The sequence below is a fragment of the Thermococcus sp. P6 genome (genome assembly GCF_002214525.1).
Classification (GTDB): domain Archaea; phylum Methanobacteriota_B; class Thermococci; order Thermococcales; family Thermococcaceae; genus Thermococcus.
In genome coordinates, this window is the sequence record NZ_CP015104.1 from 641,460 (window position 1) to 656,516 (window position 15,057).

General features: G+C 54.6%; 19 protein-coding genes, 1 rRNA gene and 1 CRISPR repeat array. Of the genes, 10 read left to right on the plus strand and 10 right to left on the minus strand.

Annotation, left to right across the window (positions count from 1 at the left end; translation table 11 throughout):
• The first annotated feature begins 21 nt into the window (after nucleotides 1–21).
• Entirely contained in the window at nucleotides 22–195 is a 174-nt protein-coding gene (locus tag A3L12_RS03450) for a preprotein translocase subunit Sec61beta (protein ID WP_088882320.1), read from the plus strand.
• Here A3L12_RS03450 and A3L12_RS03455 read toward each other — a convergent pair.
• A complete protein-coding gene (locus A3L12_RS03455; protein ID WP_088882321.1) occupies nucleotides 192–848 on the minus strand; it encodes a hypothetical protein in 657 nt (218 codons plus the stop codon). The genes A3L12_RS03450 and A3L12_RS03455 overlap by 4 nt on opposite strands.
• A gap of 90 nt (nucleotides 849–938) precedes the next feature.
• On the opposite strand from A3L12_RS03455, the gene engB reads away from it, so the two are divergent.
• Nucleotides 939–1,493 (plus strand): GTP-binding protein EngB, encoded by a 555-nt coding sequence (gene engB / locus A3L12_RS03460; RefSeq protein WP_088882322.1) that lies wholly within the window; start codon nucleotides 939–941, stop codon nucleotides 1,491–1,493.
• A gap of 1 nt (nucleotide 1,494) precedes the next feature.
• Here the strand turns inward: engB and A3L12_RS03465 are convergent, their stop codons facing one another.
• Nucleotides 1,495–1,959 (minus strand): Lrp/AsnC family transcriptional regulator, encoded by a 465-nt coding sequence (locus A3L12_RS03465; RefSeq protein ID WP_088882323.1) that lies wholly within the window; start codon nucleotides 1,957–1,959, stop codon nucleotides 1,495–1,497.
• A 159-nt stretch (nucleotides 1,960–2,118) separates the two neighbouring features.
• Between A3L12_RS03465 and A3L12_RS03470 the strand changes: the two genes are divergently transcribed.
• From A3L12_RS03470 to A3L12_RS03480, 3 genes are read left to right on the plus strand one after another with little or no spacing between them, the layout of a single operon-like run.
• The gene (locus tag A3L12_RS03470) at nucleotides 2,119–3,177 is read left to right on the plus strand and encodes a Clp1/GlmU family protein (RefSeq protein ID WP_088882324.1); all 1,059 of its coding nucleotides are present in this window, start codon (nucleotides 2,119–2,121) and stop codon (nucleotides 3,175–3,177) included.
• A gap of 46 nt (nucleotides 3,178–3,223) precedes the next feature.
• Nucleotides 3,224–4,054, plus strand: a complete 831-nt coding sequence (locus tag A3L12_RS03475; protein ID WP_088882325.1) for a geranylgeranylglycerol-phosphate geranylgeranyltransferase — start codon at nucleotides 3,224–3,226, stop codon at nucleotides 4,052–4,054.
• Nucleotides 4,055–4,066: 12 nt separating this feature from the next.
• Nucleotides 4,067–4,447, plus strand: coding sequence for a ribonucleoside-triphosphate reductase (locus A3L12_RS03480; protein WP_088882326.1), 381 nt, complete (start codon nucleotides 4,067–4,069; stop codon nucleotides 4,445–4,447).
• Nucleotides 4,448–4,451: 4 nt separating this feature from the next.
• Here the strand turns inward: A3L12_RS03480 and A3L12_RS03485 are convergent, their stop codons facing one another.
• The 4 genes from A3L12_RS03485 to scpB form a co-directional block, all read right to left on the minus strand.
• The gene (locus tag A3L12_RS03485) at nucleotides 4,452–5,249 is read right to left on the minus strand and encodes an OB-fold nucleic acid binding domain-containing protein (protein ID WP_088882327.1); all 798 of its coding nucleotides are present in this window, start codon (nucleotides 5,247–5,249) and stop codon (nucleotides 4,452–4,454) included.
• Complete coding sequence (locus A3L12_RS03490) at nucleotides 5,246–5,620, minus strand: replication protein RepA (RefSeq protein ID WP_088882328.1); 375 nt, start codon at nucleotides 5,618–5,620, stop codon at nucleotides 5,246–5,248. The genes A3L12_RS03485 and A3L12_RS03490 overlap by 4 nt, the downstream gene beginning before the upstream one ends.
• Before the next feature lie 10 nt (nucleotides 5,621–5,630).
• Entirely contained in the window at nucleotides 5,631–6,695 is a 1,065-nt protein-coding gene (locus A3L12_RS03495) for an OB-fold nucleic acid binding domain-containing protein (protein WP_088882329.1), read from the minus strand.
• Between the two features lie 127 nt (nucleotides 6,696–6,822).
• A complete protein-coding gene (gene scpB / locus A3L12_RS03500; RefSeq protein ID WP_088882330.1) occupies nucleotides 6,823–7,398 on the minus strand; it encodes an SMC-Scp complex subunit ScpB in 576 nt (191 codons plus the stop codon).
• Nucleotides 7,399–7,648: 250 nt separating this feature from the next.
• Nucleotides 7,649–8,415: direct repeats of the CRISPR family, unit length 29 nt; unit sequence GTTCCAATAAGACTCTAAGAGAATTGAAA.
• A gap of 183 nt (nucleotides 8,416–8,598) precedes the next feature.
• On the opposite strand from scpB, the gene A3L12_RS08280 reads away from it, so the two are divergent.
• A complete protein-coding gene (locus A3L12_RS08280; protein WP_157726693.1) occupies nucleotides 8,599–8,802 on the plus strand; it encodes a hypothetical protein in 204 nt (67 codons plus the stop codon).
• A gap of 65 nt (nucleotides 8,803–8,867) precedes the next feature.
• Entirely contained in the window at nucleotides 8,868–10,151 is a 1,284-nt protein-coding gene (locus tag A3L12_RS03505) for an MFS transporter (protein WP_088882331.1), read from the plus strand.
• Nucleotides 10,152–10,242: 91 nt separating this feature from the next.
• On the opposite strand, the gene corA is transcribed toward A3L12_RS03505, so the two are convergent.
• Together corA and A3L12_RS03515 are read right to left on the minus strand one after the other, a co-directional pair.
• The gene (gene corA, locus A3L12_RS03510; protein ID WP_088882332.1) at nucleotides 10,243–11,211 is read right to left on the minus strand and encodes a magnesium/cobalt transporter CorA; all 969 of its coding nucleotides are present in this window, start codon (nucleotides 11,209–11,211) and stop codon (nucleotides 10,243–10,245) included.
• Between the two features lie 22 nt (nucleotides 11,212–11,233).
• Entirely contained in the window at nucleotides 11,234–12,055 is an 822-nt protein-coding gene (locus tag A3L12_RS03515) for an MBL fold metallo-hydrolase (protein ID WP_088882333.1), read from the minus strand.
• A gap of 104 nt (nucleotides 12,056–12,159) precedes the next feature.
• Here A3L12_RS03515 and rrf point away from each other — a divergent pair.
• The 3 genes from rrf to A3L12_RS03530 all read left to right on the plus strand — a co-directional run bounded on the left by rrf (nucleotide 12,160) and on the right by A3L12_RS03530 (nucleotide 13,663).
• Nucleotides 12,160–12,281 (plus strand): 5S ribosomal RNA (gene rrf, locus A3L12_RS03520).
• A 47-nt stretch (nucleotides 12,282–12,328) separates the two neighbouring features.
• Nucleotides 12,329–13,000, plus strand: coding sequence for a protein-L-isoaspartate(D-aspartate) O-methyltransferase (locus tag A3L12_RS03525; RefSeq protein ID WP_394335081.1), 672 nt, complete (start codon nucleotides 12,329–12,331; stop codon nucleotides 12,998–13,000).
• A 39-nt stretch (nucleotides 13,001–13,039) separates the two neighbouring features.
• Nucleotides 13,040–13,663 carry an HAD-IB family phosphatase gene (locus tag A3L12_RS03530; RefSeq protein ID WP_088882335.1) on the plus strand — a complete coding sequence of 208 codons (624 nt, stop codon included), beginning with the start codon at nucleotides 13,040–13,042 and terminating at the stop codon, nucleotides 13,661–13,663.
• Here the strand turns inward: A3L12_RS03530 and A3L12_RS03535 are convergent.
• Both A3L12_RS03535 and A3L12_RS03540 read right to left on the minus strand, forming a co-directional pair.
• Nucleotides 13,660–14,856: an A24 family peptidase C-terminal domain-containing protein gene (locus A3L12_RS03535; RefSeq protein ID WP_088882336.1), complete on the minus strand. Its 1,197-nt coding sequence runs from the start codon at nucleotides 14,854–14,856 to the stop codon at nucleotides 13,660–13,662. The two genes, A3L12_RS03530 and A3L12_RS03535, sit on opposite strands and share 4 nt — an antisense overlap.
• Nucleotides 14,857–14,865: 9 nt before the next feature.
• Nucleotides 14,866–15,030: a class III signal peptide-containing protein gene (locus A3L12_RS03540; RefSeq protein WP_088882337.1), complete on the minus strand. Its 165-nt coding sequence runs from the start codon at nucleotides 15,028–15,030 to the stop codon at nucleotides 14,866–14,868.
• Nucleotides 15,031–15,057: the final 27 nt, after the last annotated feature.

Below are 15,057 nucleotides of genomic sequence, written 5' to 3' on the forward strand. Positions count from 1 at the left end.
CGAACTCAGTGGGTGAGGTAAATGGCAAAGGAGAAAACAACGCTTCCACCAACGGGTGCCGGTTTAATGCGCTTCTTCGACGAGGACACGAGGGCAATAAAGGTAACCCCGAGGGGAGTTATAGCGATCACGCTTATCCTTATCGCCTTTGAGATACTCCTCCACGCCTTCGGTTCGCAGATTTTCGGCGTTTAAATAAAGCCCGTTCTTTTCAATCCCCTCGCGTTCAGTTCCTCGTTTATTATGCTCCTTACGACGTCTTCCAGCTGCCTGCCGATGAGCCCCTCCACGTCCCCTTTTATCTTATCGATGTCGTGTCTGAGTCCCTCGAGCAGTTTTATGTAATCCCTGGCCATCTCAAGCTCCCCCTCCTGTTTCAGCAGCTGTTCCTTGAGGTGCGAAAAGTCCTCCTTCATCACCTGAAGCTTTCTGATTTCCCCCTGCAGTTCTTCGAGCTTTCTGGTGAGCTTGTAGTTCTCCTCCCTGAGCCTCTCTATCTCCTTCTCCTTCTTCTCGAGTTCCCTTACGAGGGAGTTGTACTCCGTTGCTATCTGGTTGAGTCGCTCTATCTCCCTTAAAGGTGGGACCTTGCCGTCCCCGAGGATTATAACGTCCCTCCCCACGTTGACTATATCGTCCGGCTTTATCTTGAGCTTTTTCTCGCTCGAGAACATGCTCTGCCCCTTGCCGAGGTTTTCAATTTCCCTCATCTTCAGGATGAAGTAGAACTGATCCTCCTCGACTTCGACGTTTATGTCCGTCACGTAGCCGAGTATCTTCCCGCCCGTCAGTGACACCACGAACTTGTTAACGAGCTGGTTGGCCCTGGCCTGACCACCCTCTGCCATGGAACACCACCTGAGGGATTTATCCCTTACTCTACTTAACCTTTCCGCCAAGGCTTATAAATCGACCCTCCAACTCCCGGCGGTGAGAGGATGATAATATTCGTGGGACGTTCCAACGTTGGAAAGAGTACCCTCATATTCCGCCTTACCGGGAAGTGGGTTAAACGGGGAAAAAGACCCGGGGTAACGAGGAGACCCGTTGAGGTGAACTGGCGCGGGAAGGTTATCGTGGACATGCCGGGCTTCGGGTTCATGAGCGGTGTTCCAAGGCACGTTCAGGAGCGCATAAAGGACGAGATAGTGCACTTCATCGAGGACAACGCCGAGGGAATCGAGCTCGCCGTTCTCGTGGTGGACGGAAAGGCCGCTCCGGAGATAATCGAGCGGTGGGAGAAGCGCGGTGAGATACCCATAGACGTGGAGTTCTACGGGTTCCTGAGGGAGCTCGGGATACCCGTGGTGGTGGCCGTCAACAAGATGGACAGAATAAGGAACGTGGGGAAAACGATAAACTTCCTCGCCGAAAAGTTCGGGGTCCCTCCCGGGGAGATTGAAAGTACTTTCGTTCCAATTTCGGCGAAGTTCGGGAAGAACCTCCTCGAGCTGAGAAAACTGATGGAGGAGAAACTCAAAAGGGAAAGGTGAATCAGATAACCTCGAGGACGATGTGGGTGATGGTCTCCCTGACGCCGTCGAGTGAGGCTATCTCCTCGAGTATCTCGTCGAGCCGGGATTTGTCGGTCTCTATTATGAGGTCTATGTCCCCGGTAACTCTGTATATCCTCCTTATCCTGAGCTCCCTTATGCGCTCGTAAACGGTCTTCCTTTTCGTGGGGTCTATCTTCACGAAAACGAACACGTCTCCCTTCTTCTCGCCGAGGAGGGTGAGGGCCTTCTCCGTAAGGTCTATAAAGCCCCGTCCCGTCCTTATGTAGCCGAGCTCCTTGAGGGCCTTAAGATGGTTACTGAGGGCCTGTCTGGTGATTCCAAGCTCTTTCGCGAGTTCATCCTGTGTCTTCTCAACGGTGTGCACCTCTATGGTCCTTCCCTCCTCGTAGAACTTCCTGAGCAGTTTTATCTGCCTCGGAGTGACGTCCCGTTCTTTCGCCATTTTCACTCCTCCTTTATGCTCCTTTGACAAAGATTCCGTGGACTATGTAAAATTTTCTTTCCGGACGCCCCTATCTGAAGGCAGGACTTTATAAATTTTGTCCGGATTCCTTTCCCCAATTTCCGTTAGATTTTAAAGTTATCGCCCCAACCCGGTACCATGAACAAGGCGACCTACACCGAGGATGTTCCTCCTGACAGGCCGGAACTTCTTGAAAAACTCCTAAGAATGGAGAAGCCTGCCACGGTTATGCTGATCGGTTCAACCGACAGCGGAAAGACCACGCTTTTAACCTTTCTGGCCAACGGGCTCCTCAAAGAGGGCCTTCGGGTTGCGGTCGTTGACGGCGACGTCGGTCAGAAGGGCATCCTTCCCCCGGCCACTTTAAGCCTCGCCTTTCCCGAGAGACCCTTCGTGTCTATCGGCGAGCTTGAAGCTTATGCCCACTACTTCGTGGGCACGATCTCCCCGGCCGGCTACGTCGGTGAGATGGCCGTTGGGGTTAAGAGGCTGGTGGATATTGCCGTTGAAAAGGCCGACATCGTTCTCGTGGATACCACGGGCTTCGTCACGGCTCAGGGGGCCGAGATGAAGCGCCTCAAGGCCGAACTCCTGAGGCCGGACCTGATGGTCTTCCTTGAAAGGGCCGGTGAACTATCCCACCTCAGGAGACTCCTCTCGGCCTATGGCGAAACCACGGTTCTCCGAGTCAGCGAGGGGGCGAGGGAACACTCCCCGGAAGAACGCAAAGCCCTTAGAAGGGAGAAGTGGCGGGAGTACTTCTCCGGGGCTTCAACGGTCGAGGTTGACCTCTCGAAGGTAACGCCATCGGGGACGGGGCTTTTCAGGGGCAGACCCCTCATCCCGGAAGAACGGGAGCTACTGGCGGCCATTTTCCGATGGTTAGTCGTGGCCGGATGGAAGGACGAAAAGTACTACGTCGTAACGGCCGGGTTCGGCGGAGAGGGTCACCCTTCCACCGTCCATGCGGTCGACTTCGAGAAACTCAGCAACCTCCTCGTGGGGTTCATCGACGGCGAGGGCCTGTGTCCCGGTGTGGGAATAATAAAGTGGATAAACTTCTCGGAGATGAAAGCGCAGGTTCTAACGCCCCTTTCCGCAGAAGAACTTGAGAGAACCGTTGAGCTTCGCTTTGGAAGGATCAGGGTGCTCGAAGGGGGAGAGGAGCTCGGCCTCCTCAGGAGAAACGAGATCTAAACCAAAGATTTTTAAGAGGACGAACCAAATGAGTTAGGTGACCCTAATGGAGCTCAGGGCCTTCGTGGAAATAACCAGACCCCATAACTGCCTTCTTGCCGGAATAGTGGGTCTTCTCGGTTCCGTCGTTGCCGTGGGTCACTTTCCGGATCCCGTTACGGCCCTTCTCGTGTTCCTCGTGGTTACACTCGGCTGTGGCGGGGGCAACACGATAAACGACTACTTCGACTACGAGATAGACAGGATCAACAGGCCGGAGCGACCGATTCCGAGGGGTGCGATCGAGAGGAGGACGGCCCGCCACTACTCCCTGTTCCTCTTCGGTACCGGACTCCTACTCGCTGGCTTCATAAACCTCCCGTCCTTTTTGCTGGCGGCTCTGGCCTACGTGATGATGGTTGTCTACGCATGGAAGCTCAAACCCCTTCCCCTCCTGGGAAACCTCGTGGTGGCGGCCCTGACCGCGGCCACACCGCTCTACGGTGCCCTTGCAGTTGGACGCATCGGACTGGCAGGCTATCTGGCCATCTGTGCCTTCCTTGTGAACGTTGCCCGGGAGATCATCAAGGACGTTGAGGACGTTGAGGGCGATCTCATCAAAGGCGCCAGAACCCTACCCATAGTCTGGGGGAAGAAAAAAGCGTCCTACCTCGGGGCCTTCTTCGCCTTCCTGACCGTCGTGGCATCTTTCCTGCCCGTGAAGGCTGGTGTGGGCCCCGGCTACTACGCGATGCTTCCCGTTGACCTGATGATCCTCTACGCGGGTTACCTCGTACTTAGGAATCAGGACAGGGAATCGGCGCACAGGTCGCAGTTAATCCTTAAATTGAGTATATTCCTTGCGGTGATCGCCTTCATGGTTGCCGCCATAGTTTGAGGAGGTGGTCCTATGGAGTTTGAAAAGGAAATCCTGAAGAATCTCGAATCCGAGGAGCTCTGGACGATCGTTACGTTTAAAACGCCCGATGGGCCGACCAAAACCCTTGAAAAGCTCATCGGGATCCTGAAGGACTCCGGCTGGAGGGTCACCTTTAAGGCCAACTGGTGGACTGCTGACGTCCCCTACGGCATCGCAAGGCTCGACCTCCGGAAGGATGGGAGGGAAAAGATACTGCTGGGAAGGTGGATACTCGGCCGGAGGTACGAGCTCATAGGGGTGGAGAACATGCCCCTCGAGACGGGAAAGGAGGAGTTCTTCCGCCTCGTGGACGGGATAACTTCCACGCTCATACACGACCCGGTCATAAGGACCATGAGGGAACAGTATTAAAAAATCAAAGGGGCTCGTAGTAGCCTATCTCGGGCTCGTATATCTCCCCCTCAGCAAGGAGCCGGGTTATGGCTTCCTCGATCAGTTCCTCGTCCAGTTCCCCGGAGAGCTTCTTTACTATGAACTTGCGGGAGAGGGCCCTACCCTTTTCCCTGAGCAGCTCAAGGACGGCTTTCTTGGCCTTCTCAAGCTCGGGATTTTCCTCGGACTCTTCCGGGAGCTCCTCCTCGAAGATCTCCTCCTCGGCGTTCTTCTGTTCGAGCATCAGGGTGTAGAGCTCGTCTATGGTCATGAGAAGGTCCTCGCTTATCCCCTTGTTCTTGGCTATTACCCTTGCCTTGGCGGTTATTCCGTACCTGTCGTATATCTCGAAGGCCGTTCTGGCCTTTAGCGCGTGTTCCGCCTTCTCCTTGAGGGTCTCAAAGCGGTGGAGTATCCACATGTTGGGTTCGACTTTCGATACCCCCTCGACGAGTATCTGCCTGTCGTCGCGCCACTCGGAGATCTTTCCCACTATCTGAACGAGGTCGCCCTTCTTCACGAGCTTCACGAAACGCGTGTCCTCCCTGAAACCGAAGACCCAGAGGGTTCCGGTGCCATCGTCTATCTGGAACCTCCCGTAGGTTTCGTCCTCGCTCATGATGGGGTCCCTGACGACGGTTGCCACAACCTTGGCCCTGTGGATCTTCCTCGCGTCCCGGGTTATCAGGTAGTTGGGCTCGAAGTCGCCCTCGCTCCTGACGTAGTAGCCCTCCAGAAGGTCTTTGATGTAAACCCTGCTTGCCGGGAGTCGCTTTCTCATGGCTCCTCACCTCCGAAGAACTCGATGACACCCTCGACCTTCGGGATAACCTTCCTCTCGAGCTCCCTGATCTCCTCCAGCGCCTCGAGGTCCGCGGAGCTGAAATCCTGAACGACCTCTCCGTAGACGTGGATCTCCTCGTTCCTGATGAGCCTTCCGATAACACGGACCGTCTGCCCTTCCGCGGGAAGAACGTTCTCCTCGCTCTCTACGAGTATGACCCCCGTCCCGTCGTCGAGCCAGAAGGTGTAGTCCATCTTATCGACCTTGAAGGCCTTTCCTATGAGGGAAACCCTCGTATCGTCCTCCCTTATCTCGGAGATCTTCCTTTCAACGGCGGGCTTTCTGCGCCTGAACCTTACTTCCTCCACTTCAACCACCTCACACAAGCTCCCTGAGGATCCCCTTCAGCTCGGCCCTGACCCTGCTTATCTCCCGCCGGGGATCGACCTCGTCCCAGCCTGAAGCCCTGAGCATGAGTCCCAGAAACTTGTCCTCCAGAACGTTTCCCCTGACCACTATCTCCTTTCCAAGAAGGTGGTAGTACTCCTCCTCGGCCATCTTCCTTCCGGCTTCCCTCAGGGTCAGCCCATCCTCAACGAGTTTCTTAAGCTTCCCGGCTATCTCCTCGGGGTTCTCTCCGATCAGCTCGGCCGCAGCGTCCCCGAAGAGCGTGACCCTTATGTAACCCGTGGAATCGTCGATTCCGAAGTCGAATATGACCACCTTCACGGGCTGAACCTCGCCGTGCTCGGGACAGATCCACGCATCGGTCGAGGGGTCGTAATCGACCTTCTTCCTGCACTGCGGGCAGGCATCGTAAGCGGTCACACGGTAGAGCCTCACTATGGTTCCGCGCACTTCCACGAACCTGTCACCGTCCACGAGATCCCCTATGCTCTTCCTCTGATAACTGTAGCTCCGTACCTCCTCGATGGGAGGTATCTCAGCAACGCGCGGGTCATCGGGATCGATGATTATCCTCGTCCTGAAGTTGGCGTGGAGCTCCACCCCGTTCCTGCCCTCTTTAACCACCGGGTCTATGATCTTAACCACGCTCCCCCGGTCGAGCTCGTTGTAGTACTTGGTCACGAGCCCGTCCCAGAGAACGAGCCTCGTCTTTCCCGTTGAATCGTACAGTATTACGTTGGCCACCAGTCCCTTTGAACCGTCCTTCTTCGTGTATTCCCTCGGCGGGTACTTCCTCAGAACTCCGGCTACTACGTTGACTCCCCTCATCCCCGGAACGAGATCCGCTATGTGGAGGGTCTCTCCCTCGGTCTCAAGGTTTACCCCGAGTTCCTCGGCAAGGATAAGGGCCGCGGCGTGCTCTGAGATGCCCTCTCTGGAGGCTATCTCCCGTATTCTCCTCTCGACCTCATTCTTTGAGAGGCCCCCACGCTCCCGTATCATCTCGATGATCTGCTCCTTCGTCAGAACTCCCATAACACTCACCTTGATAGTAATAACTCCGGATACTATTTAAACCTTTCTCCGGGCTTTCTGGAAGCCATGCTTCCGGAAAAGGCGCCGTCCTATCCTTCGGGTGAAAAGGATATTCGAGAGGTCCGGATCACTCCGCCTCGGTCTGATCACCGGGTTCCCCTTCGAGTTTCGCTATGAGGTCACGGTACTCGGCGTGGACGACCTTTCCGAAGGCCTCCTTTATGATAGCCGGATCGTTCTCGGGGAAGCCGTAGAGCTCGGCGAACTTCGGCGTGGTCCCGAGGAGCACCGTTCTCTCGTAGGGTTCTGCGTAGACGAGCCCCATCTCGCGGAGCTTCTTAATGTGCTCGTAGACGTGGCTCCCCCTGAGCTTCACGATCTTGCTCTGCTCTATAGGCTGGAGGTAGGCTATCAGGGCGAGGGTTTTCAGCTCGCCGGTCCTCAGTTCGGGCTGGGGCATCAGGTGGACGACGCGCTGGCTGTATTCTGCCTTCACCTGCATAACGTACTTATCCCCAAGGACCCTGACAACTTCCACGGCGCTCTTCCTCTCCTCGTACTCCGCGGCTATTAGTTCTATCAGCTTCTCAAGGTAATCGAGGGACCTTATCCCGAGGGCCTTTGAAAGCTCCTTCAGGCTGAGCGGTCTTCCGGAAACGAAGAGCGCGGCCTCGACGAGCGCCTTGTCCTCAATGAGTCCCATGGCAATCACCACCGTAGGTTCACACAGGTTCTTATAGGGTTTACCCCCCGAAGGTTTTTCTTTACTCGTTGTGGAGGACTTTTATCGGGTTTGGGGTTTTGAAGGAGGTTCTTTTTTGGATTCCGAAAAATTACAGAACGGCCCGAATCGAGGGCTTTTTAGGGAGTTTTTATTGACTCCTCACCGAAAGGCTTTTATAATTCGGGGTTCATTAGAGTATTACTGAGGAAACAAAGCAAAATTCCCTCCTGTTCCAATAAGACTCTAGGAGAATTGAAAGAAAACCGAAAAATCAAAGGCGCCCTCGTCGATTATTATCGTTCCAATAAGACTCTAGGAGAATTGAAAGGTAACTATTTCAATTTCAAGAATTTTTTCGAGACCTAGTTCCAATAAGACTCTAAGAGAATTGAAACTGGCTAAGGTTTCAAATATTGGTAATCCCCACGCTTCGGTTCCAATAAGACTCTAAGAGAATTGAAAGGACGTAAATGTTTTTTGTATCCAACCTGCCGAGTCTATGTTCCAATAAGACTCTAAGAGAATTGAAAGCTGTTTTTAAATCTATCCGTTCACGGCGCATTTTTGTTCCAATAAGACTCTAAGAGAATTGAAAGGGCTGTTCATTGGTGTTCGGGATTGTTCATTATTGTAGTTCCAATAAGACTCTAAGAGAATTGAAAGGAAGATAGGGGGTGGAAAGAGATGAGGGATTGGGATGTTCCAATAAGACTCTAAGAGAATTGAAAGATCACTATGGGGCCCACGAGGGTGTGAGGCCCAGCGCGTTCCAATAAGACTCTAAGAGAATTGAAAGTCTGGAAGGATTGGAGAGCGGGGCTGGTCGATTAAGGTTCCAGTAAGACTCTAAGAGAATTGAAAGTTAGAAGCTTCTTATCAAGCTTAAACGCCGGTTCAGTGTTCCAATAAGACTCTAAGAGAATTGAAAGAACGAGAAGTATTCTAAATAAACTGTAATTCCCTTGTGTTCCAATAAGACTCTAAGAGAATTGAAACCCCTCCGGTTCATCCCCGGGTCAGCAAACCCGCTTCTGGTGGGGACCTCTGGGGCCCGCGGACATCGTTTCCCGGACTGTTATCCCGTAGCTTCGGGTTATTTACGGGCTTCTTAGCGGATTTCTGGAGAAAAAGTTTTTAAACCAATCATTCAAACATGGGAAGCCCCAGAGCGGGGCGGTGATGGATATGTACCCCCCAAAGAAGAAGGTAAGGCCCAGAGTTGAGGAAGAGGAGGAGTTCGACCCACTCAGAGAAGTCGAGGAAGCCTATGAGAACGAGTGGGAAGAAGACGAGGAATGGGAAGAGGACTGGGAAGAAGAGGAAGAGGACTGGGACCTCGACGAGGATGAGGAAGACTGGGACATAGATGATGACGAGGAGTGACTCCTCTTCCTCCTTACACTCTCTCTCTTGCCCCTTTTCTTCCCTTCTTCTGGAAGGTGGGAGCCTTGAGACAGCGCCCCCGGAAGAGAAAGAAGGCAACGCTAAAAAGCATCGAAAAAAGCAAACAGATGCGCCACAGGTACGATCCTGCCAGATGGTTCTCTTCATTTATCCCCTTCAAGGTCTCAACGGGTGGAGCCGCTCCGCTGATACCCCTGCTCACGATGGCCCTCGGAGGGGGTCCTTCCGAGGTTGGGATCGTAAACGCCATTGGGAGTACAGCTTCAATGCTCGGCGGCCTCTTCTGGGGGAAGCTCAGCGATAAGCTCAACAGGAGGAAGGTGTTTCTCATAGTCGGCTTCCTGGGAACCGCCATCTCGACCATTCTGTTTCCCCTTGCTAGAAGTGTGTATCAGGTAATGGTCATCAACGCGGTGTACACCTTCTTCATAGCAGCAACGATTCCTATACCCATCCTGATCATTACGAAGGCGTTCCGGCTGGAGGACTGGGATTGGGCGATAGGCCGCTTCAACGAGATAGGTGGATGGGCGTGGGTTGCGGGGATGGTAATAGGTCTTCTCCTCGGCCAGTTCCTGAGTTTGAGGGGGATGCTCATCGTTTTCGGGTTAATTGGACTGCTCTCTGTTCCCCATGGCCTAAACACCATCAGGGAAGTTCCCCTCCATCTCAACAGGGAGAAACTCGGTGTTTACGCCGGTTACGTGGTGGAGAAGTTCCGTTACATACCGAACATGATAACCCATCTCCCCCGCTTTTCCACGAAGGGTTTCGGAGCCCTGTACCTCTCTTCCCTGCTCTTCTGGGTAGGTGCAATGCTCTACTTCACCCAGTTCCCGGTCCTGCTAAAGGAGAAGGGTTTTACCACCTCCGGGATTTATCTGATGAGCATCGGTAATTCAGCCATCTCGGCCTTCATGTACACCCGGGTGGGGAAAAAGCTGAGGAATAGGAGCGGCTACGGGGTCCTCATCAGGGGCCTCCTCCTGCGCGCCCTCGCCTTCGCCCTTGTGCCTGTGGCTATATACCTGAATTGGACCTTCACCCCCCTTACCTTCCTTTCATACCTGCTCGCCGGCTACACGTGGGCCTTCATAGGGATATCAACGACGTCCATAATCTCCCGGAAGGCGAAGGCGAGGGAGAGGGGTGCCCTCATAGGGGCCTACAACATGATAAGCTCGGTGGGTGCGATCCTCGGGAACTTCGCCAGTGGCTTCGTAGCTCAGTCCTTTGGGTTCTTCGCGGACTTTTCGCTGGCTTCCCTGCTTGTTGCCCTCTCCGTAATCCCGCTCATCGGGGAGAAATTTAAAAGTCGAGGGGAGTGAATCCAGACGGCGATTTCGATGTTACGGCTGAAGGGGTAATCAGGGCAGGGAAGCCCACGGGTAAAAACGTTAAGAGGGCATCAAGCACCTGCTACAGCCATCCCTTTCTCCTGAAGTAGTACAGCATACCCAGCGCTATGATGAGCATCGTCAGGAGAACCGCCGGGTAGCCGTAGCGCCACCCAAGCTCGGGCATGTAGCGGAAATTCATTCCGTAGAGTCCCGTTATAAACGTCAGGGGTATGAATATCGTCGAGACAACCGTTAAAATCCTCATTATGTCGTTTATCCTGAGGGAGAGCGTTGAGTAGTACATTTCCACGAGTCCGTTTGCCATGTCCCTCTGGCTCTCGATTATGTCCAGAACCTCCATAACATGGCTGTGGAGCTCCTCTATGTAGCCCCGCGTCTCCCCCTCAAAGAATCCGCCCCCTTCAAGCTGCAGCCTCCTGAAAACCTCGAGCAGGGAAAATATGGTCCGCCTTATGAACAGGACCCTCCTCCTTATCCCGTGAACCCTGCGGAGGATTTCCCTGTCGCCGTCCTTGAGTATCCTGCTCTCAAGTTCCTCCATCCGAGCGCTTATCCTTTCGAGGATCGGGAGGTAATTCTCGACTATGGCATCCAGAAGGGCAAAAACCAGATACTCCGCACCCTTTTCCCGGAAGAGTCCCTCCCCGGTTCTTATCGCCTCCCTCACCGGGTTGAAAACATCCCCCGGACGCTCCTGAAGGGTTATCACGAAGTTACCCCTGAGGAATATCCCGATCCTTTCCTTCTTCAACCCCTCCTTTACCTCGTAGATCTGATAAAGAAGGAGGAAGAGGTAATCCTCACGGAGGCTCACCCTCGCCCTGCTCCTCGACCTCAGGAGGGCCTTAATCGATGCTTCGTGAAAGCCGAAGATCTCCCTGAGCTCGTCGATGTAGGCGATGCCGTCCACGTTAACCCAGACGACGCGGTATTCTTTAAATTCCAGAGCCTCCCGCAGGCTTTCTATTCTCCTTTCCTCGAACTCCCCCGGTGAATACGCAAAAACCGTGATCCCCGGTTTTTCCATGCTCAACACCTAATCTCTATCCCTAATCCCTGAACTCCATTACCATCCCTGAATGGAGCCTGTGAAAGCTTTCCCCGTAGGCCTCAAGAAACGCAGCTTCGGCCCTCAATCCCGTGCAGTGCCCGGTGTAGACCTCCTCCACCCCAAGCTTCTTGAATTCCTCGACCGTTCTCCTTATCCTCTCTTCGCTCGCCCCTATGAGATGGAAGCCGCCGATAACCGCTTTGACCCTCTTCTCTCCCGTGATTTTAATGGCCCTCTTGACGATGCTCACTATTCCCGCGTGCGAGCATCCGCTCACTACCACGAGCCCCTGAGACGTTTTCACGACAACGCTCATGTCATCCAGAAGCTCGTCCCTTACAATGCTCCCGTTTTTGAGGGTGTAGACCTCCAGAGGGGTCCTTTCAAAATCCTCCCTCTCCCTGATCTCGCCCGTTGAGTAGAGGTTCTCAACTATCTGAAAGGGCTCCGCGGTTAAAAAGAGCCCTTTAACGTCCTCCCTGCTGAAGGGAACGCCCACCTCCCTGAGGTACGGCCTGATAACGAAGTGCCTCCTGAACAGGGTGGGGTGGGCTATCACCGGAACATCTCTCCCAATCGCCTTCAGGATCCCCGGCAGTCCTCCCGTGTGGTCGTAGTGGCAGTGGGAGAGGAAGATGTAGTCTATATCCTTTGGATCGAGCCCGAGGAGGGCCATGTTGTGGAGAACCGGCTTTTCGCTCTGTCCGGTATCGAAGAGGAGCCTTTTGCCCCTGTACTCTATGAGGAAGCTGACCCCGTGCTGGGCCAGAAAGGGGCTCTCATAACCGGAATAATCCTCGACCAGCGTGTATACCCTCATGGAACCACCGGTAAAACTTGACGTTTCTGGTAATTATGCTTTTCCATGGGGATCCGAAGGTATACCGTAAGATTTATAAACCCTCACCAGTAGGTTCGTACCGGTACGGCGGTCATAGCGGCGGGGTCACACCCGGTCTCGTTTCGACCCCGGAAGTTAAGCCCGCCAGCGATCCCGGTTGTACTGCCCTCCGGGAGGGAGCGGGAACCCGGGGACGCCGCCGGCCATTAAACTTCTCGTAAACCTTAAATCCTCGAGGGGTTACTTCTTCCGATGGATCTCATGGTTTCCCCTGAGGAACTCAGGAAGAGATGGGAGAAAACGGTTGAAAGACTTTTCATGGAAGGCATCATTAAGAGCGAGGCCGTTAGGCGGGCTTTTCTCAGGTATCCCCGCTACCTCTTCGTCGAGGAGCGTTACAGGGAATACGCTCATATTGACGAACCGCTCCCCATTCCCCACGGTCAAACCGTAAGTGCCCTCCACATGGTGGCGATAATGCTTGAGCTGGCCGAACTCCGGGAGGGCCTTAACGTCCTTGAGATCGGGACGGGGAGTGGCTGGAACGCCGCTTTGATCTCGGAACTCGTAAGGACCGATGTTTACACTGTTGAGCGCATCCCAGAGCTGGTGGAATTCGCCAGAAGGAACCTCGAAGAAGCGGGTGTTGAAAACGTCCACGTGATCCCCGGGGATGGGACGAAGGGCTTTCCCCCGAAGGCCCCTTACGACAGGATAATCGTCACCGCCGGGGCCCCGAAGGTTCCGGAACCCCTCGTGGAACAGTTGAAGCCCGGGGGGAAGCTCCTGATCCCGGTCGGAGGCTACCACCTGTGGCAGGATCTCTACGTTATCGAGAAAACCCCCGAGGGAAAATTAAGGAAGAAGCGCTGGGGAGGGGTTGCCTTCGTGCCCCTGATAGGCGAGCACGGCTGGAGGGGGTAGGCTTTTAAGCTCTCTTCCCTTCGCTCCCCTGGTGGTATCATGGTAAGGCTGGCGGCCTTTGACCTTGAGGGAACACTCGTAAGGTCCGTGTCGAGCTGGGTTGAACTCCACAAACGTTTTGGGACGTGGAAGAAGGGAAAGGAATACGCCGAGCTCTTCTTCTCCGGAAGGATAGACTACGTAAAGTGGGCCGAACTGGACGCGTCCCTGTGGAAGGGCCGGAGGCGCGAGGAGATAATGGAGTGGGCGAACTCGGTTGAGTACATGGATGGAGCGAAGGAACTCGTGGAATTCCTAAGGGAGAACGACTTCAGGATCGCCATACTCTCGAGCGGTCTCCGATGCCTGACCGAGAGGATCGCAAAGGAGCTTGACGTCGATTACTTCTTCGCCAACGAACTGATCTTCGATGAAACCGGCACCGTAACCGGGAGGGTAAACCCTGTGGTGGACTTCAGAAGCAAGGGTAAGATCCTGAGGGAGCTGAAGGAGAAGCTCAAACCCGAGCTGACCGTGGCGGTGGGCGACTGCTACAACGACCTGAGCATGTTCCGGGAGGCGGACGTGAGCATAGCCATAAACCCCCACGAGGGCGTTGAGGGGGACCACAATGCAGGGAGCCTCTACGAGGTCATGGAGATAATAAGGGAACTCCTGAGTTAAAGGCCCGCGAGCTTGAGCTCGATCCACCAGAAGATGTCCCCCCAGAAGTAGCTTATCAGGAAGCCGAGGAAGAGAGCCGGGGCGAAGGGCATCGACTTCTTCCTCAAAAACCTGTTTTCGAGCTTGCCCTCCTCAACGAGGCGCTTCAGTTCCTCAATCTGCCCGGCCGTCAATCCCTCGGCCGTCGGGGAGACTATAACGCGTCCGTAGTCCGGTTTGAGAGCGTTCAGATCCGCACTCGAGATGGCCTTCTTTATCCTCGTGAAGGAATCCGTCCGGTCCCTGAGGATTCTGCCATCCTTCTCGAAGATGGTCTCCCCGAGGATGTCCCACTCCCTGAGGTCTTCAACGGTTACCTCCTCCATCAGAACCTCCCTGCGCATGAACTTCACGAGGGAGAAGAAGACCTTGAAGAGGTAAAGTACAGTTAGGAGCTTCAGGAACACCGGTACCGTCGTGGGATCCCGGTAGATGAGGTAGGCGACCGTTACGAAACCCAGAACATCTCCTACTCTTCTGAACTTTCCGAACAGGGTTATCACGATGAGGGTGAATAGCCAGGCGTAGAGCCCCCCGAAGAGGATCCCGGTTACGTCGTAGATTACCAGCCTGAGGCCGAGGGCCCCCATTATCCATAGGGAAGCCTCCAGCGTGAGCTTCGCCCCTCCCGTGAAGACCTCCTTCAACTCCCAGAACTTCCTTCTGAGGAGGAGCACGATGAGGGCGTAGATGAATATGAAGGGGAACACCGCGATGAGGCTGTTGAGAAGTATGCTCACCGGATAGAGAGGGTAATCAACGGCGTAGGGAGGAACAACCCTTGCCGCCGGGGGAGCGTAGGGCAGGAGGGCCGAAAAGCCCGCGAGTATGAGGGCGTCACCGCTCGCCCATGCACCCACGTAATAGAGCATCATGCCGAGGAAAAGGCCAAGCAGGAAGGCGAGGATGCCCGAGAGGGCTAAAAGGATGTTCCCCTCCCGAATTCCGAGGTAGAGGTGGTAGAGTATTCCCCCCTCAACGGCCGGCACGACGAGCTTCGGAAGCCACCCCCCGTCCTCTTCCTCCCATCCAAGGAGTTTACCTATGAGAGTAAGCGTTGGGAACACGTGGTTGTCGAAAATGAACCCAGTTCTGGCGTCGGTGTAGGAGGTGAGGACTCCCATTATCAGACCCAGAAGAAGGAGGAGGTCCATGGTGTCACCTCATAGGTTCTCGAGGATCTTCTTCCTCATCTGGGTTGTGTAGTTCGATATCTCCACGTTTAGGTTTCTGGTGCCGTTGAGGACCACCCTGGTGGCCACGAGCACCAGCACGAGAACCGCCGCCAGCATGAAGAGGTACTCAATCGCTGCCTGAGCCCTTCTCATCCATCACACCCGAATCGGGTAGGGCAC